Origin of the sequence: Cellulomonas fulva (assembly GCF_018531375.1) — a bacterium.
Lineage (GTDB): Bacteria > Actinomycetota > Actinomycetes > Actinomycetales > Cellulomonadaceae > Cellulomonas > Cellulomonas fulva.
Map to the genome: position 1 here is coordinate 847,256 of NZ_JAHBOH010000001.1, position 22,903 is coordinate 870,158.

Below are 22,903 nucleotides of genomic sequence, written 5' to 3' on the forward strand. Positions count from 1 at the left end.
CACGGCCCGGCAGGACAGGCCGCCCGGCGCCGGGGCGCGCGTCACGTCCGCGGATCTTCACACTTTCGTTGCCGAGTTCGGCAGCGGGGCGGGGGTCCCGGAGGCCAAGGTGTGCTCAGCGCGGGGCACCCGGGTCACGGCGACCCACCCCGGCGCGCCACCCAGGGGGTTCCACATGCACGTCCCACGCAGAGGCGCCGCGCTCGCGGCGCTCACAGCGCTCACGGTCACGCTCGGCCTCGTCGTCGGCGGCACCACGGCCGCGACGGCCGCGACGACGCCGTCCGCGACGCCCGCACCGGCAGACCGCACGTCCGCCCAGGAGCGGGCGCGCGTCGACACGGTCGACGCGACGATCGACTGGTTCGACTGCACCAACGTGGTCGGGCCGAGGTTCGACTGCGGGACGGTCGACCTCCCGCTGGACTACGACGAGCCCGAGGGCGCGACCACGTCGGTCGCGCTGCTGAGGTACCGGACCGCCGACCCGAGCCGCAAGGTCGGCACGCTCTTCGTCAACCCCGGTGGCCCCGGCGGCTCGGGCGTCGACATCGCGACGTACGCGCCGGACCTCTTCCCGGCCGACGTCCTGGCCCGGTTCGACGTCGTGGGCTTCGACCCCCGCGGGACCAACTTCAGCGACAACGTGCAGTGCTGGCGCAACCTGGGCGAGCAGACCAACGCGATCCTGCCGCTGCTGACGACGCCGTTCCCACGCGGCGCCGTGCAGAGCGCGGACTTCGTGCGCGCGTCGACCGCGTTCGGCCGCGCCTGCTCGACGACGGGCCAGCCGCTGTCCGCCTCGATGTCGACCGCCGACGTCGCCCGGGACATGGACGTGCTGCGCCGCACTCTCGGTGACACCAGGCTGACGTACCTCGGCTTCTCCTACGGCACCTACCTCGGCAACGTCTACGCCAACCTCTTCCCCGACCGCGTGCGCGCCGTGGTGCTCGACGGTGTACTCGACCCGGTCGCCTGGCAGGGCACGGCGGCCACGGCGGACGTGCCGCAGACCCAGCGCATCAAGTCGGGCGACGGTGCGTGGAAGGCGTTGCAGCGGATCCTCGCGGTCTGCGGCGCGAAGGGCCCGGACTACTGCTGGACCGCCCGCATCGGCGAGCCGACGAAGGTCTTCACGCAGCTGTCCAACAAGCTCAAGAAGTCCCCGATCGAGCTCGACTACGGCGACGGCTTCACCGCCACCATCGACTACCCGATGATGATGTCGGTGCTGCTCAGCGACCTGTACGCGGCCGACGCCTGGCAGTACGTCGACTGGGACATCGACATGTTCTGGGCGATGGCGAAGGAGTCGAGCAGCGCCAAGAGCCCGGAGCGCGCCGCGGCCGTCAAGCGGTTCAAGGCCCGCCTCAGCGCGGCGGAGGCGCAGGAGCGCGCAGCGGACGCGCGGGTCGCCGAGCTGGCCGAGGCGCCCGGCTTCGCGTTCCCCTACAACAGCGCGCCGGAGGCGTTCCAGTCCGTGCTGTGCACCGACGGCCTCAACCCGCGGTACGCCTCGCGCTGGCCCGCGGCGGCTGCGAAGGCGGCCCAGACCGGCTCGGGCTTCGGCCCGCTGTGGACCTGGTCGTCGGCGCCGTGCGCGTCGGCCACGTGGACGGCGCGGGCGGAGGACTCCTACCGCGGCACGTTCACCCACCGGACGGCTGCGCCCGTCCTCGTCGTGGGCAACTACTGGGACCCGGCGACCAACTACCGAGGCGCGGTCAAGGCGGCGGCGCTCCTGCCGAACAGCTCGCTGATCTCGAGCAACTCGTGGGGGCACACCGCCTACGGGACGTCGCAGTGCGTGACCAAGGCGGTCACGAACTACCTCGTCACGGGCAAGGCGCCGCAGGACGGCCTGACGTGCCGCGGCGACTCGCAGCCGTTCCCGACGAAGATCGACGGCGACTCGGGGTTCGACAAGGCGACGACGACGGTGGGCGACGACCGCCCCCAGGTCGTCCCGCCGAGCCCGGGCACGGTGCCGACGCTCTGACGCCCACCCCCATGTCGCGCCCCGCCGGTCCACGGACCGTCGGGGCGCGGCGGTCGGTGGCCGTGCACGCCGAGCCTCAGTCGCCGGCGGCGTCCTGGGTCACGTCCGCCACCGTCGCCCCGAGCGAGCGGACGAGCTCGTCGCCGTCCACGGTCGCCGCGACGCCGTGCGCACCCGCGCCGATCGACACCCGGTGGCCACGCACCCGCTCGTCGGCGACCACCGGCCACGCGGTGAGCGAGCCGAACGGCGTGATCGTGCCGCGCTCGTAGCCCGTCACCTCGCGCGCGGTCTCGGCGTCCGGCAGGGACAGCCGGCTGACCCCGAGCAGTGCCCGCAGCTTGGGCCACGAGATCGCCCGCTCGCCCGTGACCAGCACGAACAGGAAGTCGTCGTCCCCGCGCCGCACGACCAGCGACTTCACGATGTCGCCGGGCTGGACGCCGCGGACCTCGGCCGCCTCCGCGAGCGACCCGACCCGTCCGTGCCGCGTCACGACGTGCTCCAGCCCCGACGCCGCCAGCGCCGCGACGGCCCGGCGCTCACCCTCCGTCTCACCCATCGCCCCACGGTAGCGGCGCCCTGGTCGGGGCACGGGGCGGGCGTGCTCGCCGGCCGAGGTCCGCCCTGCGCGGAAACAGGGCGCGGCACGCGCGGCGGGCTGGGAGGATGGGACGTCGTGACCACTGACTCCCCGCACCGCCCGGACCCGGCGTCCGACGACGGCGCGCCCGGCGAGGCCGCTCGCCGGAACCGGGGTCCACGCCGTGGCCGCGCCGCACGCGGCGGCCCGGACGCGCGCGGCGGCGGGGACCAGCGCGGCGGCCACGCCCGACGAGCCCGCGCGGCGGCGGCCCGCACCGCCGCGGTCGTCCCACCGATCCACTACCCGCCGGAGCTGCCGGTCAGCGCGCGCCGCGAGGACATCGCGGCGGCGATCCGGGACCACCAGGTCGTCGTGGTCGCGGGCGAGACCGGCTCCGGCAAGACGACGCAGCTGCCCAAGATCCTGCTGGACCTCGGCCGCGGCCGCGCCGGGCAGATCGGCCACACGCAGCCCCGCCGGATCGCGGCGCGCAGCGTGGCGGAGCGCATCGCGCAGGAGATCGGCACGCCGCTCGGCGAGCTGGTCGGCTACCAGGTGCGGTTCACGGACACGTCGAGCGAGCACACGCTGGTCAAGGTCATGACCGACGGCATCCTGCTCGCGGCGATCCAGCGGGACCCCGAGCTGCTGGCGTACGACACGCTCGTCATCGACGAGGCGCACGAGCGCTCGCTCAACATCGACTTCCTGCTCGGGTACCTCACCCGCCTGCTGCCGCGGCGGCCGGACCTCAAGGTCGTCATCACGTCGGCGACCATCGACTCGGCGCGGTTCGCGCGGCACTTCGCGACGCCGCCGACGGCCGACCGCCCCGAGGGCGTGCCCGCCCCGGTGGTCGAGGTCACCGGCCGCACGTACCCGGTGGAGATCCGGTACCGCCCGCTGTCCCCGGACGCGCTCGGCGTCGACGACGAGGACGACGAGGGCACCGGGACCGACGGGGCCACGGGCCGGCCCGCCCGCCGCCCCCGCACCCCGGCCCGGCAGCCCGTCCGCGAGCGCGACCTCATGACCGGCATCACCGAGGCGGTCGACGAGCTGTGCGCGGAGGGCCCCGGCGACGTGCTGGTATTCCTGTCCGGCGAGCGCGAGATCCGCGACGCGGAGGACGCGCTGCGGGCGTCGTTGGGCACCCGCGCGACCGACCCGCGCCACCCGCAGCACGTCGAGCTGCTGCCGCTGTTCAGCCGGCTGTCCGCGGCGGAGCAGCACCGCGTGTTCTCGTCGCACCCGGGCCGCCGCGTGGTGCTCGCGACGAACGTCGCCGAGACGTCGCTGACCGTCCCCGGGATCCGGTACGTGGTCGACCCGGGCACCGCGCGCATCAGCCGGTGGTCCAAGGCGACCAAGGTGCAGCGGCTGCCGATCGAGCCGATCAGCCAGGCCTCGGCCAACCAGCGCTCGGGCCGGTGCGGGCGCGTGGCGGACGGCATCGCGATCCGCCTCTACTCGCAGGACGACTTCGAGCGCCGGGACCGGTTCACCGAGCCGGAGATCCTGCGCACGTCGCTGGCCTCGGTGATCCTGCAGATGATCGCGGTGGGCGTGGCGGCGACGCCCGAGGACGTGGTCGGCTTCCCGTTCGTCGACCCGCCGGACGTGCGCGCGGTGCGCGACGGCGTGCAGCTGCTCACGGAGCTGGGCGCGATCGAGTCCGGCGCCCAGGGCACGCGGCTCACGGAGACGGGCCGCGCGATCGCCCAGCTGCCCGTGGACCCGCGGCTCGCGCGCATGGTGGTCGAGGCCGCGCGCCACGGCGTGCTGCGCGAGGTCGTCGTGGTGGCGGCCGCGCTGTCCATCCAGGACCCGCGCGAGCGCCCGGCCGAGGAGCGGGACAAGGCCGACGCGATGCACGCGAGGTTCGCCGACCCCTCGTCGGACCTGCTCGCCTACCTCAACCTGTGGACGTACCTGCGGGAGCAGCAGCGCGAGCTGTCCGGCAGCGCGTTCCGCCGGACGTGCCGCAGCGAGCACCTCAACTACCTGCGCGTCCGCGAGTGGCAGGACGTGGTCACCCAGCTCAAGGACCTGTCCAAGCACCTGCCCGGCGCCGAGCGACGGACCGGCGGGGACGGCGCCCCGGCGCTCGCGGAGACCGCGCCCGACGAGCCCGCGGGCGGACCCCGCCGCGGCGAGCTGCGCCGCGAGTGGGACGCCGACGCCGTCCACCGCTCGGTGCTCGCCGGCCTGCTCTCGCACGTCGGGATGCAGGAGGCCACCGAGGTCGCGGCGCCGCGCAAGGGCGACCGCCGCCCGCAGGGCCGGCCCGACCGCCGCGGCCGCAACGAGTACCTGGGCGCGCGGGGTGCCCGGTTCGCGATCTTCCCCGGCTCGGGCCTCGCGCGGAAGCCCCCGGCCTGGGTCATGGCGGCGGAGCTCGTGGAGACGTCGCGCCTGTGGGCGCGGGACACCGCGCGCATCGACCCGGCGTGGGCGGAGGAGCTGGGCGCGCACCTGGTGAAGCGCACGTACTCCGAGCCCGCGTGGTCCACCAAGCAGGGCGCGGCGACGTGCACCGAGCGCGTGCTGCTGTACGGCCTGCCCGTGGTCGCGGGACGGCGCGTGCTCTACGCGGCCGTGGACCCGGGCCACGCGCGTGAGCTGTTCCTGCGGCACGCGCTGGTGCAGGGCGAGTGGACCACGCACCACCAGTTCTTCCACGAGAACCGCCGCCTGCTCGCCGAGGCGGAGGAGCTCGCGGCGCGTGCGCGACGGGCGGACCTGCTGGCCGACGAGGACACGCTCTACGACTTCTACGACGAGCGCGTCCCCGACGACGTGGTCTCGGCGCGGCACTTCGACCAGTGGTGGAAGACGGCTCGCCGGCGCGACCCGGACCTGCTGAGCTTCGACCGCGCGCTGCTGGTGGCGGACGACGCGCACGCGATCGACGAGTCGTCGTTCCCGTCGCGCTGGCCGCAGGGCGACCTGTCGCTCCCGCTGACCTACCAGTTCGAGCCCGGCACCGAGGCGGACGGCGTCACCGTGCACATCCCGCTGGCGCAGCTCCCGCGCGTGACGCCGGACGGGTTCGGCTGGATGGTGCCGGGGCTGCTCGACGAGCTCGTCGTCGCGACCATCCGGTCCCTGCCCAAGCCCGTGCGGGTGCAGCTGGTGCCCGCACCGGACGTCGGCCGGGCGGTCGCGGAGCGGCTGCGCGCCCAGTCCGCGTCCTGGGAGGACACGGTGCGCGCGGGCGACGCCGCGCCGTCCTTCCACGAGGCCTTCGCGCGCGCGGTCCGCGAGCTGCGGGACGTCGAGGTCCCGCAGGACGCGTTCGACGACGAGCGCCTGCCCGCCCACCTGCGGCTGACGTTCCGGGTGGTCGGCGACCGCGGTGGCGTGGTCGACGAGGGCCGGGACCTGGCGGCGCTGCAGCACCGGCTCGCGGACCGGGCGCAGGACGCGGTGGACACGGCCGTGCGGTCGGCGCTGCGGCAGGCCATGCGCGAGGCGGGTCTGACGTCCGACGAGCCCGCGCGGCCGGGCCCCGGCGCCGGCGGGCGACCCGCGCGCGGGACGGCTTCCGCACCCTCGTCGGACCCGGTGCCGTCCGCCTCACCCGAGCACACCGCCACACCCGGCCCCACACCCGGCCCCGCGCCCGGCCTGGCCGAGCAGGTCACCCGCACCGGGCTGACGACGTGGCCCGACGACCTCACGCTCCCGGAGGTGGTCGAGGTGCGGACGGGCGCGACGCTGGTCCGCGCCTACCCGTCGCTGGTGCAGGAGCGGGACCGCACCGTCGCCGTGCGGACGCTCGCCGACGGGTCCGCGCGCCCGGCCGCCGCGCGCGCGGGGCTGCGGCGGCTGCTGCTGATCGACGGCGGCCTCGCACCCGCGCGCGTGACGTCGCGCTGGTCCGGCGCGCAGGCGCTCGCGCTCGCGGCGAACCCCTACCCCAGCCGCGACGCACTGGTCGAGGACGTGCAGCTCGCGGCGGTCGACGCGCTCGTCGCCGAGCACCTGCGCACGCGGCCGGCGGACGCCGGGCGCACCCCGGCGGACGTGCGGACGCCCGCGGACTACGCCGCGCTGCGCGCCTACCTGCGGGACCGGCTCGAGGACCGGGTGCACACGCTCGTCGGGACGCTGGTGCAGGTGCTGACCGCGTGGCGCGAGCTCGAGGTCGACCTCCGGGGGACGACGAGCCTGCCGCTGCTGGCCACCGCGGCCGACGTGCGCGAGCAGTCCGCGCGGCTGGTCCACGCGGGCTTCGTCGTCGAGACCGGGGCCGACCGCCTGCACCACCTCACGCGCTACCTGCGTGCCGCCCGCCACCGGCTCGAGCGCGCCGCCCAGGGCCCGCAGCGCGACGCCGACCTGGCCTGGCAGGTGCACGACCTGGAGAACGCCCTCGCGAGCGCGCCCGGCGCCGACCCCGAGCAGGTGGCGCAGGTGCGCTGGCAGCTCGAGGAGCTGCGGGTCAGCCTGTTCGCGCAGCAGCTCGGGACGCCCACGCCGGTCTCGCCGCAGCGGATCCGCAAGGCGCTCGCGACGCTGTGAGCGTCAGGACCGCGGCTCGAGCGGTCCGTCCCGCCCCGCGCGCAGGTCGCCGCAGCTGACCTCCTGGGCGGTCCGCAGCGCCGGGTCGTCCGCCGTGACGCCCTCGGCCACGGTCTCGTCGTCGCCGTTGGTCGCCGTGCGGCCCGTCGGGTCCAGGTCCACCCACGTGCGCTCGACGTCGAACCGGGTGCCGTCGCCCGTGGGGTCCGCGTCCAGGCCCGCCAGCCGCAGGAACCCGCCGTCCTCGACGCAGCCCACGCCCGTCCCCTCGTCGCCGAACCCGCGGTCGAACGTGTAGGGCCGGCCCTGCGCGTTCTGCACCGCCGTCACCGCGCAGCCGGTCAGGGAGTACAGCAGCGCCTCGCGGCCCGTGTCGACCAGCGCGATCGGCAGCTCCTCCCGCTGGACCACGTTGACCACGGCCGAGGCGCGCTGCGGGCTCGCCGAGTCGATCGGCACCGAGAACGTCGCGCCCGAGGCGGTGGTGATGCCGAACCGACGGTCCGCGCCCGCGCTGATCCACGCCTTGTCGGGCTGCCCGTCACCGTCGACGTCGACCGCGGGCCGGACGTCCGCGCCGGCGGGGACGGCGTCGCCGCCGGCCGGGCAGCCGGCGGCGGACGTCGGCGTCGCCCCGTCACCGGTCGAGCCGTCGGTCGCGGTGTCCGTCGGTGCGCCCGACGACGGGTCGGACGGGTCCGTGCCCGCGGTCGGGGACGTCGACGACGCGGCCCCCGCCGGCTCGTCGTCGCCGGTCGTCGCCGCCCAGGCGCCCACGGCGACCAGGACGGCGACGACGACCAGGCTGACGACGGCGATCCAGACGCCGTGGCCGCGGGACGGGCGGGTCGCCTGCTCGGGTGTGCTCATCGCACCGTTCTACCCAGGTCCCCGGCCCGGCGCGCGCGCAGCGGCCGACTCACGCGCGGCGCCGGAACAGCCGGGCGGCCACCAGCCGCGCCACCACGACCAGGCCGATGCACCACGCGAGCGCCGCGGCGAGCGCCCCGCCGTCCACCGGCGCGCCGAGGAGCAGGGCCCGCACGGAGTCCGCGACCGGGGTCACCGGGTTCCAGGTCGCGATGGCCTGGAGCACCGACGGCATGCTGTCGACCGGCACGAACGCGCTCGAGACGTACGGCAGGAACATGATCCCGAACGTGAACCCGTTCGCGGCCTCCGGACCCGACGCCGCGAGCCCGACCGCCACCGAGACCCACGTGATCGCCGCGATGTAGAGGGCGATGAGCGCCAGCGCCGCGAGCCAGCCGCCCAGCGACGCCCCCGCGTCGAAACCGACCAGCAGCGCGATCCCGATCACGAGCGCGGTCGCGACCGCGTTGCGCACCAGGCTCGCGACCACGTGGCCCGTGATCACGCCCGTGGCGCGCACGGGCATCGAGCGGAACCGGTCGGTGATGCCCGTGGCCGCGTCGGTCGCGACGTCGACGGCCGCGCTGGCGGCGCCGTACCCGGCGGCCAGGATGACGATGCCGGGCACGACGAAGTCCACGTAGTCCATGCCGGCCTCGATCGCGCCGCCGAAGACGTAGACGAACATCAGCAGCAGCATCACGGGGAGCATCACCGCGAGCAGGAGCGTGTCGACCTGGCGCAGCGAGCGGCGCAGGCACCGCGCGACGAACGCCCGGGTGTCCCGCAGCGGGCGCGGCGCGGGGGTGTCCGTGCGGGGGCTGAGGTCGAGCAGGGTGGGGCGGACGGCGTCCAGCGTGGTCATCGGGTCCTCCGGTCGGTGACGAGCTCGGCCGCGCGGGGGTCCGATGACCACGCGGGCTGGGCTGGGGTCGGGTGGGCAGGCGGGGCTGGGGTCGGGTGGGCGGGGTCGGCTGGGGTCGGGTGGGCACCCTCCTGGGAGTCCTCGTCCGACGAGTCCTGCGCGGGCCGGCCGGTGAGGGCCAGGAAGGCGTCGTCGAGCGTGGGCGTGCGGACCTGCCAGCTCGCGACCACGGGCCCGCCCCGCTCGAGGCGGCGCTCGACGTCCTCCAGCACGCGGCGCACGTCGCCGACGCTGCCGTCGGTCTCGAGGCGCTCACGCGTGCCGTCGGCCAGCACCAGCTCGACGTGCGCGCGCCCGACGCGCGCCTTGAGCTCGTCCGGCGTGCCGTGCGCGATGACGCGGCCCCGGTCGATCACCACGACGCGGTCGGCGAGGCGCTCGGCCTCCTCCAGGTACTGCGTGGTGAGCAGGACCGTGGTGCCCGCGTCGACCGCCGCCCGCGTGAGCGCCCAGACGTCGAGCCGGCTGCGGGGGTCGAGCCCCGTGGTCGGCTCGTCGAGCACCAGCACCTGCGGGCGGCCCACCAGGCTCGCGGCGATGTCGAGACGGCGCCGCATGCCGCCCGAGTACGTCGTGACGGGCCGGTCCGCGGCGTCCGTCAGGTCGAACGCCGCGAGCAGCGCGGCAGGCCGCGACTGCTCCTCGTCGGGCGGCAGGTGCGAGAGCCGGGCCATGAGGCGCAGGTTCTCCGTGCCGGTGAGCAGCTCGTCCACCGCCGCGAACTGCCCGGTGAGCGCGATGGCGGCACGGACGCGGTCGGGGTGGCGCAGCGCGTCGTGCCCCGCGACGTGCACGGTGCCTGCGTCGGGCCGCAGCAACGTCGACAGGATGCGGACGGTCGTGGTCTTGCCCGCCCCGTTCGGGCCCAGCAGCGCCACCACCTCGCCGCGGCCGACCTCGAGGTCCACCCCGTCGAGCACGGTCAGGTCGCCGTAGGACTTGCGCAGTCCCCGGACGACGATCGTCGGTTCCATGTCATCCCCGTTCTGTGTACGTCGTAAACTGTGTGTGTATGTCATACACACTTATAGGATCGGCAGTCAAGAGAGGTGGTGCGACGTGACCGAGGAGACGGGGACGCCCGACGAGGACGGACGGCGCGAGGCGCAGACCCTGCGGCGGGACCGCGAGCGGGACGAGCGCGCGGTCGCCAAGGAGCTCGAGCGGGCGCGACGCGACGAGGAGAAGGCGGCGGACCAGCGCCGCAAGGACGAGGACCGCGCCCGCCGGGACGCGGAGCGCCGCGAGCAGACCGAGGTGCGGACGCGCGAGCAGGCCGAGCGGGACGCGCAGCGGGCCGCCGAGCAGGCTCGTCGGGAACGCGAGCGCGCGGCTCAGGACGCGGCCAAGGAGGCGGGCCGCGCGCTCCGCGAGGCCGCCAAGGCCGAGCGCGCGGCAGCGCTGGCCCAGCTCCGCGCCACGCGGGAGGCCGCGCGGGCCCGCCGCGAGGCCGAGCGGGCGGACGAGGGCACGGACGGGGGTGCCGACGGCGACCGTGCCGCGCGCTCGTCGGACCGCCTGCGCGACCTCCCCCCGGACATCGCGGTGCTGTGGCGGGAGCCGGCCCCGCCGCGGCGCGGCCCGCGCCCGGGGCTGAGCCTGGACCAGATCGCCGACGCCGCGATCGCGCTCGCCGACACCGAGGGGCTCGACGCCGTGTCGATGGCGCGCGTGGCCGAGTCGCTCGGCTTCACGACGATGTCGCTCTACCGGTACGTGACCTCCAAGGACGAGCTGCTCATGCTCATGTCCGACCGCGTCGCTGACCGCCCGCCGCGGGTCGGGCGGGAGGTGGGCGACTGGCGCGCGCGCCTCGAGCTGCTGCTCGAGCTCACGCAGCCGATCCTCGCCGCCCACCCCTGGATGAGCCGCACGACGACGCTGCTGTTCGCGGTCGGCCCGAACCGGCTGGCGTGGATGGAGGCGATGGTCGCGGCCCTCGAGGACACGCCGCTGGACGAGGCGACCAAGCTCCAGGCGGTCGGCGCGCTGAGCGGCCACCAGCTCGAGTGGGCACGACTCATGGACGCCGAGGGCACGCGGCAGCGGGCCGTCGCGGCCGCGCAGGGCCGGGACGGGTCCGACGAGGACTGGCACGACTCGGTGATCGCGCGCCTGGTCGACCCCGCCGAGCACCCCGCGATGGCGCGCGCGGTGGCGGGCGGCGCCCTGGACCCCGCGAACCAGCCCGTGGCGGGGCTCGACCTGGGCACCCGCCTGATCCTCGACGGCCTGGCCACCCTCATCGCCCGCACCTGACCCCGGCACGGGGTGGGGTCGGGTCGGTGTGCACAGGGGTCGTCCACGTGTCGGCGGGGGCGGGCAGACTGCCGTCATGGACCTGGGGACGGACGACGCGAGCGCACCCGGCGAGCCGGCACGGCCGGTGCCGGGCCGGCGGTGCTTCGGGGACGGCGACCCGCTCTACGAGCGGTACCACGACGACGAGTGGGGCCACCCGGTGCACGGCGAGGAGGCGCTGTTCGAGCGCCTGGCCCTCGAGGGCTTCCAGTCCGGCCTCGCCTGGATCACGGTCCTGCGCAAGCGCGAGGCCTTCCGCGCGGCCTTCGCGGGGTTCGACCCGGCGGTGGTCGCGACGTACGACGAGCGGGACGTCGAGCGGCTGCTGCAGGACGCGGGGATCGTGCGGAACCGGCAGAAGATCGAGGCCACCGTCGCGAACGCACGAGCCCTGCTCGCGCTGCACGCGTCCGGCCGCTCGCTCGACGCGCTGTTCTGGTCGTTCGCCCCGGACCGCACCCAGCACACGCGCCCGCAGACCTGGTCGGACGTGCCGGCGACCACCCCGGAGTCCAAGGCGCTGGCTCGCGAGCTGAAGTCGCTCGGGTTCCGGTTCGTCGGCCCGACCACGGCGTACGCGGCCATGCAGGCCTGCGGTCTGGTCGACGACCACCTGGCCGGCTGCCCGGTGGTCGGGGCAACGGCTGTGCTCCCCTCGGGTGATCTGGAGGTCGCGATCTCGGCAGACGGGTGAACGGGGGTTACAGTTCCGCGCATGACCGAGATGCCCGACGCCGACGGCCGGCTCGACGCCGTCCGCGGCGCCCAGGAGGCGCTCGGCGACACCACCCCGCCCGACGCGCGGGTGCTGCAGGCGGTCGAGGCCGGACTGCTCTCCGGTCTCGGCGCGAGCTCGAGCTGGGTCGACGTCCCGCACCAGCGCCCCCGCCTCACGTCCTGACGGCGACGGCGCCGCCCGTCCGCGGGACGGGTCGCCGACGTCTCGCAGGGTGAGAAGCCCTGCCCACCATGTGGTCCGGCGGCTTACGATCGCGGTCAACCATCCAGAGCGGCCGAGAGACCTGGCTCGTCGACGTCGCAGCAACCCCCCTCCGCGACGAGGGAGTGGGTGCTTCCGCCAGGATCGATGGAGTGGACGATGTCGCAGACCCTCGGTCTGAACAGGTCGCGCGCGTGAGCGCCGCGACGGTGGAACCGCCCGTGGCCCCCGCGCCGCGGGCGCAGGACGCGCACGCCGGCACCGGTGTGCACGTGGCCCCGGCGGCGCGACCGCTGGGCTCGGTGGACCGGCCGACGATCTCGTTCGAGCTGTTCCCCCCGCGCAACCCGCAGGCCGCGCCCCGCCTCTGGGAGACGGTCCGGCAGCTCGAGTCGGTGCACCCGGACTTCGTCTCGGTCACCTACGGCGCGGCCGGCAAGACGCGCGAGACCTCACGGGCCTTCGTGTCCCGCCTCCTGCAGGAGACGTCGCTGTCCCCCATCGCGCACCTGACCTGCGTGGGCACCAGCCGGGCGGAGATCACGGCGATCGTCGAGGAGTTCCTCGACGAGGGCGTGCGGTCCTTCCTGGCGCTGCGCGGCGACCCGCCCGCGGGCGAGCCGGACTGGCGACCGCACCCCGAAGGCGTCGAGACCGCGAGCGCGCTCGTCGAGCTGCTCCGGGAGATCGAGGCGCGCCGCTGCGTGGCGAGCCCCTCGCAGGCGGTGCGGGCGCGCGTGCGGCCGCTGTCGGTGTCCGTCGCGGCCTTCCCGCGCGGCAACGCGGCGACCGGCGGGACCCGGGCGCAGGACGTCGCGTCGCTGCTCGCGAAGCAGGACGCGGGTGCCGACTTCGCGATCACCCAGGTGTTCTACGACGCCGAGGCGTACCTGGGCCTGGTGGCCGAGGCGCGCGAGGCGGGCGTGGTCATCCCGATCATCCCGGGCATCATCCCGACCACCGACCCCGCCCGGCTGCTGCGCGTGCAGGAGCTGACGGGCGTCCCCGTGCCGCGTGACCTGCTCGACCACCTGGGCGCGGCCGACGACGAGCTGGACCGGCACCGCCGGGGCATCCGAGCCGGCGTGGACCTGATCAACGGGATCCTGGACGGCGGCGCGCCCGGCGTCCACGTCTACACGTACAACAAGCACGAGGCCGCGCTCGACCTGCTCGAGGGCGCCCGGCTGGACGGCAAGCAGCGCGACTGACCGCGTCGCCGCCGGCACCCGCACCACGGCAACCCGACCACAGCACCACCACGACACCGAAGGCTGGACCCTGATGAGCGAGACCCCGCAGTTCCCGACCGGCTCCGTGCTCGGCTACCCGCGCATCGGGCCGCGCCGCGAGCTCAAGAAGGCCATCGAGGCGTTCTGGGCCGGCCGGTCGACGGCCGACGAGGTCGAGGCGACGGCCGCCGAGCTGCGTCGTCGGACCCGCACGCGCCTGGCCGAGCTGGGCCTGCCCACGGACGTGCCCGCGATCCCGAGCGCGTTCTCCTTCTACGACCACGTGCTCGACGCGACCGCCGTCGTCGGCGCGATCCCGGCGCGGTTCGCCGACCTGGTCGGCGAGGACGGAAGCCTGGACCTGGCCGGCTACTCGACCGTCGCGCGCGGTCGCGGCGACGACCTGCCGCTCGAGATGACCAAGTGGTTCGACACCAACTACCACTACCTGGTCCCCGAGATCGGCCCGGAGACGGAGTTCCGCTACGTCGGCACGCGCCCGGTCGCGGAGTTCGTCGAGGCGCTGGCCGACGGCGTCGTGACGCGGCCCGTGCTCGTCGGGCCGGTGACGTACCTGGCGCTCGCGAAGGCGACCGAGGGCGCGCCGGACGACTTCTCCCCGATCGACCGCCTGCCCGACCTGCTGCCCGTGTACGCGGACCTGCTCCGCGACCTCGCCGCCGCCGGCGCCACGTGGGTCCAGCTCGAGGAGCCGGCCCTGGTCTCGGAGAGCATCGACGTGCCCGTCGAGCGCCTGCTCGCCGCGACCGTCGAGGCGTACCGCGCGCTCGCGACGGAGCTGGCGCGTCCGCAGCGCCCGGCGATCCTCGTCGCGGCGCCGTACGGCGACCTGGGCGCGGCGCTGCCGGTGCTCGCCGCCACCGACGTCGAGGCGATCGGCCTGGACCTCGTCAAGGGCGAGACCCCGACCGAGGCCGTCCCCGGCCTCGAGACCAAGACCCTGGTCGCGGGCGTGATCGACGGCCACAACATCTGGCGCGCGGACCTGGACGCCAAGCTCCAGGTGCTGGAGCAGCTCGAGGTGCTCGGCGCGGCCGCCGTCACGGTCGGCACGTCGACGTCGCTGTTCCACGTCCCGCACGACACGGCCGACGAGCCGAACCTCGACCCGACCCTCACGACCTGGCTCGCGTTCGCCGACCAGAAGGTCGCCGAGGTGGTCACGCTCGCCGAGGGCCTGTCCGAGGGCCGCGAGGCGATCCACGAGCAGCTGCTCGAGGCGTCGGACGCGGTCGCGTCGCGCCGCGGCGCGCCGGGCGTGGTGCGGCCCGAGGTCCGCGAGCGCACGGCCGGCCTGACCGAGGACGCGTTCAACCGCGGCCCGTTCGACGAGCGCAAGGACGCCCAGGCCGCGCGCCTCGACCTCCCGCCGCTGCCGACCACGACGATCGGCTCGTTCCCCCAGACGCCGGAGATCCGCAAGGCCCGCGCCGCGCACGGCAAGGGCGAGCTGACCGACGAGCAGTACACCGACGAGATGAAGGCGGAGATCCGCCGCGTCGTCGAGCTGCAGGAGCGGATCGGCCTGGACGTGCTGGTGCACGGCGAGCCCGAGCGCAACGACATGGTGCAGTACTTCGCCGAGAACCTGGACGGCTTCGCGGTCACCGAGAACGGCTGGGTGCAGTCCTACGGCTCGCGCTGCACGCGCCCGTCGATCCTGTGGGGCGACGTCTCGCGGCCGAAGCCGATCACGGTCGACTGGACCACGTACACGCAGTCGCTCACGAGCAAGCCGGTCAAGGGCATGCTCACCGGCCCGGTCACGATCCTGGCCTGGAGCTTCGTGCGCGACGACCAGCCGCTGCGGGAGACCGCGAACCAGGTGGGCCTGGCGCTGCGCGACGAGATCGCCGACCTCGAGGCCGCCGGCATCGCCGTGATCCAGGTCGACGAGCCCGCCCTGCGCGAGCTCCTGCCGCTGCGGGAGAAGGACCACGCCGACTACCTCGACTGGTCGGTGCGCTCCTTCCGCCTCTCGACGGCCGGCGTGCGCCCGGACACCCAGATCCACACGCACCTGTGCTACTCGGAGTTCGGCCAGATCATGGGCGCGATCGACGGCCTCGACGCCGACGTGACCTCGATCGAGGCGGCCCGCTCCAAGATGGAGATCGTCGAGGACATCGCCGCAGCGGGCTACCCGCGCGCCGTCGGCCCCGGCGTCTACGACATCCACTCCCCGCGCGTCCCCTCCGTCGAGGAGATGACGGACCTGCTCGCCGGGGCGGTCAAGGCCATCGCCGTCGACCAGCTCTGGGTCAACCCCGACTGCGGCCTCAAGACGCGCCGCTACGAGGAGACGACGGCGAGCCTGGAGCACATGCTCCGCGCCACAGAAGCGGTCCGCACCACCCTCTGACCCCACCTACCCCTCCCTCCCCACCCCTCCCTGGCCTCCCCACCCACCCCTCCCTCCCCACCCCACCCACCCCCCACCTACCGCCGAGAACGTCATATCTCCGGCTTTGGCGGAGCAGAGCCGGAGATATGACGTTCTCGGCGGGTGGGACAGGGCCGGGGGCGGACGGGGGCGGGGCGGGGTGGTGGGGCGCGGGTAGCGTGGGCGGGTGACGCTCTTCGACGTGCCTCTGTCCGAGCTCCGGAGCCGGACCAGCAGCAAGTGGAGCCGGTACCCCGACGACGTGCTGCCGCTGTGGGTCGCGGAGATGGACGTCGCGGTGTGCGCGCCCGTGGTCCACGCGGTGAGCGACGCCGTGCGCCGCGGCGACACCGGGTACCCGTCCGGCATGCCGTACCAGGACGCGTTCGCGGAGTTCGCCGAGCGGCGCTGGGGCTGGTCCACCACGGCGTCGCGCATCCGGCTGGTGCCGGACATCATGCAGGGCACGGTCGAGGTGATCGCGCTGCTCACCGAGCCGGGCGACGCCGTCGTCGTGAACCCGCCGGTGTACCCGCCGTTCTGGGCGTACCCGCGCCACGCGGGCCGGCGCATCGTCGAGGCGCCGCTGGGCCCGGACCACCGCCTGGACCTGGCCGCGCTGGACCGCGCGTTCGACGAGGCCCGCGCCGACGGCCGCCGCGCCGCCTACCTGCTGTGCCACCCGCACAACCCGACGGGCACGCTGCACACGCCCGACGAGCTGCGCGCGGTCGGTGAGCTCGCGGCCCGGCACGGCGTGCGCGTGGTGTCCGACGAGGTGCACGCGCCGCTCACGCTCGACGGCACGTTCGTCTCGGCGACGACCGTGATCCCCGACGCCGTGGCGCTGCACTCCGCCTCGAAGGCGTTCCACCTGGCCGGCCTCAAGGCGGCGATCGCGGTCCCGGGGCCCGAGGCGGAGCACCTGACGCACCTGCCCGAGCTGGTGGCGTCCGAGGTCGGGCACGTGCCGGTGCTCGCGCACGCGACCGCGCTGCGGGAGGGCGGCTCCTGGCTCGACGAGCTGCTCACCGAGCTGCGCGCGCACCGCACGCTGCTCGCCGAGCTCCTGGCCGAGCACGCCCCGGCGGTCCGCTGGACCCCCGGCGCGGCCACCTACTTCGCGTGGCTGGACCTGCGCGACGCCCTGCCCGGCGACCCCGACCCGGCACGGGCGCTGCTGCGCGACGGCCGGCTCGCGCTGAACCCCGGCCCCACCTTCGGCGCGCCGGGCGCGGGGCACGTGCGGCTCAACTTCGCCACGTCGCCGGAGCTCCTCACGGAGGCCGTGCGCCGCCTCGCCTCGGTGCTCCCCGCCTGACGGAGGGCGTCAGGCGCCCTGCAGGTGGTGGACGATGCGCACGTCAGCGTCGAGCCACGGCACGTCGAGCCAGCGCGCGCGGGTGAGCCAGCGCAGCTCGTCGTGCTCCACGAGCGGCTCCGGCGTGCCCGCCACCAGCTCCGCCCACCACAGGCGCATGACGTACTTCTCGGAGAGCTGCCACAGCCCGTCGTCGGGCCCGACGACCTCGTCGCCCAGCGCGATCCGCACGCCGAGCTCCTCGCGGATCTCACGGTGCAGCGCGTCCTCCGGGGTCTCGCCGTCGTCGACCTTCCCGCCGGGGAACTCCCAGCGGCCGGCGAGGCTCGCGGGCGTCGCCCGGCGCGCGGCGAGCATCTCGTAGGGCTGGTCGAGGTCGTCCACGATCGCGGCCGCGACGACGAGCTGGGGTGCCATGGCGGCGAGTCTGCCAGCCCGGACGCGACGACGGCCCGCCCCGTGGGGCAGGCCGGTCGTGTGTCGACGTCGTCGTCGATGGTGCCGCTCGAGGGGGAACGGGTGCGTGGTGCAGGGGCTGGTGGCCCGCGTCGGGCCGGGAGGGGTTCAGCGGATGCCGTGCGCCTCCGCCCAGGCGACCGCCTCGGCGCGCGTCGAGACGCCGATCTTGCGGTAGACGCTGCGGACCTGCGACTTGACCGTGTTGCGGGTCACGAACAGGCGCGTCGCGATCTCCTCGAGGGTGACGTCCTCGGTGAGCTCGGCGAGCACCACGCGCTCGCGTCGGGTGAGAGTCTCGGTGACCGTCATGGTCCCCGTGGTCTCCAGCATGCTCATCATGTCCTCCGTTCGGCTGCACGGACCCGGCGGCCTGGCCGGGCGTCCGTGGTGGTTCGGAGACTGAGAGGGTTCGGACGGGCGTCCATGACGCGAGTTTCCCGAACTTTTCTTCCAGTCGCCCGTCCACACCGGACGCGATCCGTCTGTGCTCCACAATGAACGTCGCGGTCCGGGCCAGATACACCCGTCCCGACGACGCCGCAGAGGTTTCACCCGTTCGGCCCACCGGCGTCGATGCGGACACGCCCGCCGGTGGTGAGGACGTCAGCCGGGCGGCGTCGCTGCCGACCGGCCGGCCCCGCTCAGCCGGACGTGTGTGCGGCGTACTCCTCGGCGGTCAGCAGCGGACCGGTCTCGGAGACGTCGATCTTGAGCAGCCAGCCCGCACCGTACGGGTCGGCGTTGACCAGAGCAGGGTCGTCGACGGCCGCGGTGTTGACCTCGGCGACGGTGCCTGTGACGGGGGAGAAGAGCTCGGAGACCGACTTGGTCGACTCGATCTCGCCGACCACGGTGCCCGCGGTGACGGTCTCGCCGACGGCGGGCAGCTCGAGGTAGACGATGTCACCGAGCGCCTCCGCGGCCACCGACGTGATGCCGATGGTGGAGGGGGTCCCGGCGGCGAGCCACTCGTGCTCGATCGTGTACTGCAGCTCGGTGGGGAGCTGCGAGGGGGGCAGGTCGGCCATCGTGGGGCTCCGGTCTCGGGGTCGCTAGTAGGAGGTCTACCGCTCGCGGCGGTAGAAGGGAAGTGTGCTGACGCGGACGGGCTCGTGCCGTCCGCGCACGTCGACGGCGAGCTCGGTGCCGGGCGCGCTCACCTCGGGCGTCACGTACGCCATGGCGACCGGGTGGCCCAGCGTGGGCGAGGGCGCCCCGGAGGTCACGGTCCCGACGACGGCGCCGCCGGGCGTCACCACGTCGTACCCGTGCCGGGCGGCCCGACGGCCGAGCCCGACCAGGCCGACGAGCGTGCGCGCCGGCACCGCGTGGGCCCGCGCCTCGAGCGCCGCGCGGCCGACGAAGGGCAGCGGCGCGCCCTCGTCGTCCACCTTGTCGAGCTTGACCACGCGGCCGAGCCCGGCGTCGTGCGGCGTCGTCGTGGTGTCCAGCTCGTTGCCGTACAGCGGCATGCCGGCCTCGAGGCGCAGCGAGTCGCGCGCGGACAGCCCGGCGGGCACCAGGCCCAGCGGCTGCCCGGCCTGGGCGGCGGCACGCCACACCGCCGGCGCGTCCGCCGCGGCCACGAACAGCTCGAACCCGTCCTCGCCGGTGTAGCCGGTGCGCGCGACCAGCGCGTCGACGCCGACCACGGTGGCCGGGACGGACGCGTAGTAGCGCAGCGCACGCACGGCCGCGGCCTGGTCCTGGTCGGCCACCAGGCCGACGACGATCGCCTCGGCGGCCGGGCCCTGGACCGCCACCAGCGCGGTGGCGAGCGACCGGTCGTCGAGCCGCACGTCCGTCCGCCCGGCGAACCGCTCGGTCAGGGCCGTGCGCACCACCTCGACGTTCGAGGCGTTGGCGACGACGAGGTAGCGCTCCTCCGCCAGGCGGTAGACGACGAGGTCGTCGAGCACCCCGCCGTCCTCCTGGCAGATCATCGTGTAGCGCGCACGGCCGGTCGCCAGGCCGGAGAGGTTCCCGACGAGCGCGCGGTCGAGCGCGTCGCCCGCACCCGGCCCGGTGACCTCCAGCTCGCCCATGTGGGACAGGTCGAACAGGCCCGCGGCCGAGCGCACCGCGGTGTGCTCCGCGACGTCCGAGCCGTACCGCAGGGGCATCTGCCAGCCCGCGAAGTCGGTGAGCGCGGCGCCCAGGGCGACGTGCTCGTCGTGCAGCGGGGACGTGCGGGTCATCGACGGCTCCTCACGTGCCACGTGCGCGCTCACTGCGCGAACGACTCGACGGGCGGGCAGGAGCAGACCAGCTGACGGTCGCCCCGGGCGCCGTCGATCCGCCGGACCGGCGGCCAGTACTTGTCCTGCCGCAGGCTCGGCAGCGCGTACGCCGCCTGCTCGCGACCGTACGCGTGCGACCACGTGTCGGCGGTGACCGACGCGGCGGTGTGCGGCGCCTGCCGCAGCGGCGAGTCCTCGAGCGGCCACGTGCCCGCGGCGACCTCGTCGATCTCCGCGCGGATGGCGACCATCGCCGCGACGAACCGGTCGAGCTCGGCCAGGTCCTCGCTCTCGGTCGGCTCGACCATGAGCGTCCCGGCCACCGGGAAGCTCAGCGTCGGGGCGTGGAACCCGTAGTCCATGAGGCGCTTGGCGACGTCCTCGGCCGTGACGCCGGTGGCCTTGGTCAGCTCGCGCAGATCGAGGATGCACTCGTGCGCGACGAGGCCGCCGGGGCCGGTGTACAGCACCGGGAAGTGCTCGCGGAGGCGTGTGGCCAGGTAGTTCGCGGCCAGCACGGCGGTCTCGGTGGCGGCGCGCAGGCCGTCGGGTCCCATGAGCGCCACGTAGGCCCAGGAGATCGGCAGGATGCCGGCGGACCCCCACGGCGCCGCCGAGACGGGCGGGACGTGGAGCGCGGGGTCGACGCCCGGGTCCGACTCGGCGACCGGCCGCGTCGGGCTCGTCGTCGGGTCTCCCGGGAGGTAGGGCGCGAGGTGCGCCGCCACCGCGACCGGGCCGACACCGGGGCCGCCGCCGCCGTGCGGGATGCAGAACGTCTTGTGCAGGTTCAGGTGGCTGACGTCGCCGCCCAGCTCGCCCGGGCGGGCCAGCCCGACGAGCGCGTTGAGGTTGGCGCCGTCGATGTACACCTGGCCGCCCGCCTGGTGCACCAGGTCGCAGACGTCGCGCACGTGCGCCTCGAACACGCCGTGCGTCGAGGGGTAGGTGATCATGATCGCGGCCACCTGCGGGCCGTGCTGCGCGAGCTTCGCGCGCAGGTCGTCGAGCTGGATCTCGCCGTCCTCGGCGGTCGCGACGACGACCACGCGCAGACCCGCGAGCGCCGCGCTGGCCGCGTTGGTGCCGTGCGCCGAGGCCGGGATGAGGCACACGTCGCGCTCCGCCTGCCCCCGCGCGTGGTGGTAGGCCTTGATCGCGAGCAGGCCCGCGAACTCGCCCTGCGAGCCGCCGTTGGGCTGCACCGACACCGCGGCATAGCCCGTGATCTCCGCCAGCCAGTCCTGCAGCTGCGTGACCAGCTCGGCGTAGCCCGTGGTCTGGTCGGCCGGGGCGTACGGGTGGACGTCGGCGAACTCGGGCCAGGAGATCGGCTCCATCTCCGTGGCCGCGTTGAGCTTCATGGTGCAGGAGCCCAGCGGGATCATCGTGCGGTCCAGCGCCAGGTCCTTGTCCGAGAGACGGCGCAGGTAGCGCAGCATCGCGGTCTCGGAGCGGTACAGGTGGAACACCGGGTGCGTCAGGTACGCGTCGGCCCGCGCGGTCCACCCCGGCAGCGGCGCGGAGAAGGACGACGACGGGCTGACGGCGAGGCTCCCGCCGCTGATCTGGAGGCTGCCGTCCGCCGACCGGTACTCCACGGGCTCGTCGGCGTCGACCGGAACGTCGGTGCTGCCGCTCTCGACGAACGCCAGGAGCACCGCGATCACGTCGTCGGACGTGGTCGTCTCGTCGACGCTCGCCTGCACGTGGTCCGCGTCCGGCGCCCAGAGGTTGACGCCGCGCTGCGCGGCGCGCTCGACGACCGCGTGGGCGTGGCCCGGGACGACCGCGCGCACCGTGTCGAAGACGACGTCGTGCTCCACGCGGACGCCGACCGCGCGCAGCCGTCCCACGAGCTGCTGCGCGTGCCCGCGGACGCGCTCCGCGATCGCGCGCAGGCCGTCGGGCCCGTGGTAGACGGCGTACATCGAGGCGACGATCGCGAGCAGCGCCTGCGCGGTGCAGATGTTGCTGGTCGCCTTCTCGCGGCGGATGTGCTGCTCACGCGTCTGCAGCGCGAGTCGGTAGGCGGGCGCGCCGTCCGCGTCGACCGAGACGCCGACGAGCCGGCCCGGCAGCATGCGCTCGAGCCCCTCCCGGACCGCCATGAACGCCGCGTGCGGGCCGCCGCCGAACAGCGGGACGCCGAACCGCTGCGCCGAGCCGACCGCGACGTCCGCGCCGAGCGTCCCGGGCGACGTCAGCAGCGTGAGCGCCAGGAGGTCGGCCGCGACCGTGACGAGCCCGCCGCGCTCCTTCGTCGCCGCGACCACGCCGCGCAGGTCCCGCACCTCGCCCGACGCCGCCACCTGCTGCACGACGAGCCCGAGCAGGTCGCCCTCGACCTCGGGCAGCCCCTGCGCCAGGTCGGCCACGACCACCGGCAGCCCGATCGCCTGCGCGCGGCCGACGGTCACGGCGAGCGACTGGCCGAACAGCTGGTCGTCGAGCACGACCACGCCGGGCTTGTTGCGCTGCGCGCGCCACATCAGCGCGACGGCCTCGGCGACCGCGGTCGCCTCGTCGAGCAGGCTCGCGTTCGCGATCGCCAGGCCGGTGAGGTCCTCGACCACCGTCTGGAAGTTGAGCAGCGCCTCGAGGCGGCCCTGGCTGATCTCCGGCTGGTACGGCGTGTAGGCGGTGTACCAGGCCGGCGACTCGAGCACGTTGCGGCGGATCACCGCGGGCGTGTGCGTGCCGTAGTAGCCCTGGCCGATCATCGGGCGCAGCACCTGGTTGCGGTCCGCGATCGCGCGCAGCGCGGCCTGCACCTCCTGCTCCGAGCGGGCTCCGGGCAGGTCCAGCGGCCGCTCGCTGCGGATCGAGGCGGGGACGGCCGCGTCGACCAGCTCGTCGAGCGAGCCGTAGCCGACCGCCGCGAGCATGCGCGCGGTGTCGTCGCCGCGCGGGCCGATGTGCCGGTCGGCGAAGTCGGGGGCCGCGGGCGCGTGGGTCTGCGCGCGGGTGGTGGGGGCGATCGACACGGGCTGCTCCGGGGGTCGTCCGGCGCGGGCCGGGACGGGCGGTGGGCTCCCCGCTCTGTCATCCGTCGCAGCGCGACGACCTGAGAGTTTTGCCGGTCCGCCGTGG

Annotated in this window: 17 protein-coding genes and 1 riboswitch; of the genes, 8 read left to right on the forward strand and 9 right to left on the reverse strand. The window is 75.0% G+C overall.

What is annotated here, in order from left to right; all coding sequences use genetic code 11:
• Nucleotides 1–175 precede the first annotated feature (175 nt).
• Nucleotides 176–2,002 (forward strand): alpha/beta hydrolase, encoded by a 1,827-nt coding sequence (locus tag KIN34_RS03700; protein ID WP_214346837.1) that lies wholly within the window; start codon nucleotides 176–178, stop codon nucleotides 2,000–2,002.
• Between the two features lie 76 nt (nucleotides 2,003–2,078).
• Here the strand turns inward: KIN34_RS03700 and KIN34_RS03705 are convergent, their stop codons facing one another.
• Nucleotides 2,079–2,564: an aminoacyl-tRNA deacylase gene (locus tag KIN34_RS03705; protein WP_214346840.1), complete on the reverse strand. Its 486-nt coding sequence runs from the start codon at nucleotides 2,562–2,564 to the stop codon at nucleotides 2,079–2,081.
• A 117-nt stretch (nucleotides 2,565–2,681) separates the two neighbouring features.
• Here KIN34_RS03705 and hrpA point away from each other — a divergent pair, with 117 nt between their 5' ends.
• Nucleotides 2,682–7,115, forward strand: a complete 4,434-nt coding sequence (gene hrpA, locus KIN34_RS03710) for an ATP-dependent RNA helicase HrpA (protein WP_214346843.1) — start codon at nucleotides 2,682–2,684, stop codon at nucleotides 7,113–7,115.
• A 3-nt stretch (nucleotides 7,116–7,118) separates the two neighbouring features.
• On the opposite strand, the gene KIN34_RS03715 is transcribed toward hrpA, so the two are convergent.
• The 3 genes from KIN34_RS03715 to KIN34_RS03725 are packed head-to-tail and all read right to left on the reverse strand — an operon-like array spanning nucleotide 7,119 to nucleotide 9,887.
• Nucleotides 7,119–7,985, reverse strand: a complete 867-nt coding sequence (locus KIN34_RS03715) for a hypothetical protein (RefSeq protein WP_214346847.1) — start codon at nucleotides 7,983–7,985, stop codon at nucleotides 7,119–7,121.
• Between the two features lie 49 nt (nucleotides 7,986–8,034).
• Nucleotides 8,035–8,853 carry an ABC transporter permease gene (locus KIN34_RS03720; RefSeq protein ID WP_214346850.1) on the reverse strand — a complete coding sequence of 273 codons (819 nt, stop codon included), beginning with the start codon at nucleotides 8,851–8,853 and terminating at the stop codon, nucleotides 8,035–8,037.
• On the reverse strand, nucleotides 8,850–9,887 hold the full coding sequence (locus KIN34_RS03725; RefSeq protein WP_214346854.1) for an ABC transporter ATP-binding protein: 1,038 nt from the start codon (nucleotides 9,885–9,887) through the stop codon (nucleotides 8,850–8,852). Before KIN34_RS03725 ends, KIN34_RS03720 begins: the two co-directional genes overlap by 4 nt.
• 85 nt (nucleotides 9,888–9,972) lie before the next feature.
• Here KIN34_RS03725 and KIN34_RS17055 point away from each other — a divergent pair, with 85 nt between their 5' ends.
• The 6 genes from KIN34_RS17055 to KIN34_RS03755 all read left to right on the forward strand — a co-directional run bounded on the left by KIN34_RS17055 (nucleotide 9,973) and on the right by KIN34_RS03755 (nucleotide 17,111).
• Complete coding sequence (locus tag KIN34_RS17055; RefSeq protein WP_214346857.1) at nucleotides 9,973–11,172, forward strand: TetR family transcriptional regulator; 1,200 nt, start codon at nucleotides 9,973–9,975, stop codon at nucleotides 11,170–11,172.
• A 76-nt stretch (nucleotides 11,173–11,248) separates the two neighbouring features.
• Nucleotides 11,249–11,908 carry a DNA-3-methyladenine glycosylase I gene (locus tag KIN34_RS03735; RefSeq protein WP_214346860.1) on the forward strand — a complete coding sequence of 220 codons (660 nt, stop codon included), beginning with the start codon at nucleotides 11,249–11,251 and terminating at the stop codon, nucleotides 11,906–11,908.
• Nucleotides 11,909–11,929: 21 nt separating this feature from the next.
• Nucleotides 11,930–12,115: a hypothetical protein gene (locus KIN34_RS03740; protein ID WP_214346862.1), complete on the forward strand. Its 186-nt coding sequence runs from the start codon at nucleotides 11,930–11,932 to the stop codon at nucleotides 12,113–12,115.
• A 96-nt stretch (nucleotides 12,116–12,211) separates the two neighbouring features.
• Nucleotides 12,212–12,308: riboswitch (SAM riboswitch) on the forward strand.
• A 40-nt stretch (nucleotides 12,309–12,348) separates the two neighbouring features.
• Nucleotides 12,349–13,365: a methylenetetrahydrofolate reductase gene (locus KIN34_RS03745; RefSeq protein WP_214346865.1), complete on the forward strand. Its 1,017-nt coding sequence runs from the start codon at nucleotides 12,349–12,351 to the stop codon at nucleotides 13,363–13,365.
• Between the two features lie 73 nt (nucleotides 13,366–13,438).
• Entirely contained in the window at nucleotides 13,439–15,769 is a 2,331-nt protein-coding gene (gene metE, locus KIN34_RS03750; protein ID WP_214346868.1) for a 5-methyltetrahydropteroyltriglutamate--homocysteine S-methyltransferase, read from the forward strand.
• A gap of 208 nt (nucleotides 15,770–15,977) precedes the next feature.
• Nucleotides 15,978–17,111 carry a MalY/PatB family protein gene (locus KIN34_RS03755; protein ID WP_307858073.1) on the forward strand — a complete coding sequence of 378 codons (1,134 nt, stop codon included), beginning with the start codon at nucleotides 15,978–15,980 and terminating at the stop codon, nucleotides 17,109–17,111.
• 9 nt (nucleotides 17,112–17,120) lie between these two features.
• Here KIN34_RS03755 and KIN34_RS03760 read toward each other — a convergent pair whose 3' ends face one another.
• The 5 genes from KIN34_RS03760 to gcvP all read right to left on the reverse strand — a co-directional run bounded on the left by KIN34_RS03760 (nucleotide 17,121) and on the right by gcvP (nucleotide 22,797).
• On the reverse strand, nucleotides 17,121–17,528 hold the full coding sequence (locus KIN34_RS03760; RefSeq protein WP_214346871.1) for a (deoxy)nucleoside triphosphate pyrophosphohydrolase: 408 nt from the start codon (nucleotides 17,526–17,528) through the stop codon (nucleotides 17,121–17,123).
• Between the two features lie 147 nt (nucleotides 17,529–17,675).
• On the reverse strand, nucleotides 17,676–17,906 hold the full coding sequence (locus KIN34_RS03765; protein WP_214346875.1) for a helix-turn-helix domain-containing protein: 231 nt from the start codon (nucleotides 17,904–17,906) through the stop codon (nucleotides 17,676–17,678).
• Nucleotides 17,907–18,211: 305 nt separating this feature from the next.
• A complete protein-coding gene (gene gcvH / locus KIN34_RS03770) occupies nucleotides 18,212–18,598 on the reverse strand; it encodes a glycine cleavage system protein GcvH (RefSeq protein ID WP_214346878.1) in 387 nt (128 codons plus the stop codon).
• A gap of 36 nt (nucleotides 18,599–18,634) precedes the next feature.
• Entirely contained in the window at nucleotides 18,635–19,768 is a 1,134-nt protein-coding gene (gene gcvT / locus KIN34_RS03775; RefSeq protein ID WP_214346891.1) for a glycine cleavage system aminomethyltransferase GcvT, read from the reverse strand.
• A gap of 29 nt (nucleotides 19,769–19,797) precedes the next feature.
• The gene (gene gcvP, locus KIN34_RS03780; protein ID WP_214346895.1) at nucleotides 19,798–22,797 is read right to left on the reverse strand and encodes an aminomethyl-transferring glycine dehydrogenase; all 3,000 of its coding nucleotides are present in this window, start codon (nucleotides 22,795–22,797) and stop codon (nucleotides 19,798–19,800) included.
• Nucleotides 22,798–22,903 lie beyond the last annotated feature (106 nt).

Excerpts from the sequence above, each read along its gene's own strand:
- gcvH (WP_214346878.1), bottom strand. The coding sequence starts at position 18,598 with ATGGCCGACCTGCCCCCCTCGCAGCTCCCCACCGAGCTGCAGTACACG.
- metE (WP_214346868.1), top strand. The coding sequence starts at position 13,439 with ATGAGCGAGACCCCGCAGTTCCCGACCGGCTCCGTGCTCGGCTACCCG.
- KIN34_RS03720 (WP_214346850.1), bottom strand. The coding sequence starts at position 8,853 with ATGACCACGCTGGACGCCGTCCGCCCCACCCTGCTCGACCTCAGCCCC.
- KIN34_RS03735 (WP_214346860.1), top strand. The coding sequence starts at position 11,249 with ATGGACCTGGGGACGGACGACGCGAGCGCACCCGGCGAGCCGGCACGG.
- KIN34_RS03705 (WP_214346840.1), bottom strand. The coding sequence starts at position 2,564 with ATGGGTGAGACGGAGGGTGAGCGCCGGGCCGTCGCGGCGCTGGCGGCG.
- KIN34_RS03765 (WP_214346875.1), bottom strand. The coding sequence starts at position 17,906 with ATGAGCATGCTGGAGACCACGGGGACCATGACGGTCACCGAGACTCTC.
- gcvT (WP_214346891.1), bottom strand. The coding sequence starts at position 19,768 with ATGACCCGCACGTCCCCGCTGCACGACGAGCACGTCGCCCTGGGCGCC.
- KIN34_RS03715 (WP_214346847.1), bottom strand. The coding sequence starts at position 7,985 with ATGAGCACACCCGAGCAGGCGACCCGCCCGTCCCGCGGCCACGGCGTC.
- KIN34_RS03700 (WP_214346837.1), top strand. The coding sequence starts at position 176 with ATGCACGTCCCACGCAGAGGCGCCGCGCTCGCGGCGCTCACAGCGCTC.
- KIN34_RS03760 (WP_214346871.1), bottom strand. The coding sequence starts at position 17,528 with ATGGCACCCCAGCTCGTCGTCGCGGCCGCGATCGTGGACGACCTCGAC.
- KIN34_RS03725 (WP_214346854.1), bottom strand. The coding sequence starts at position 9,887 with ATGGAACCGACGATCGTCGTCCGGGGACTGCGCAAGTCCTACGGCGAC.
- KIN34_RS03740 (WP_214346862.1), top strand. The coding sequence starts at position 11,930 with ATGACCGAGATGCCCGACGCCGACGGCCGGCTCGACGCCGTCCGCGGC.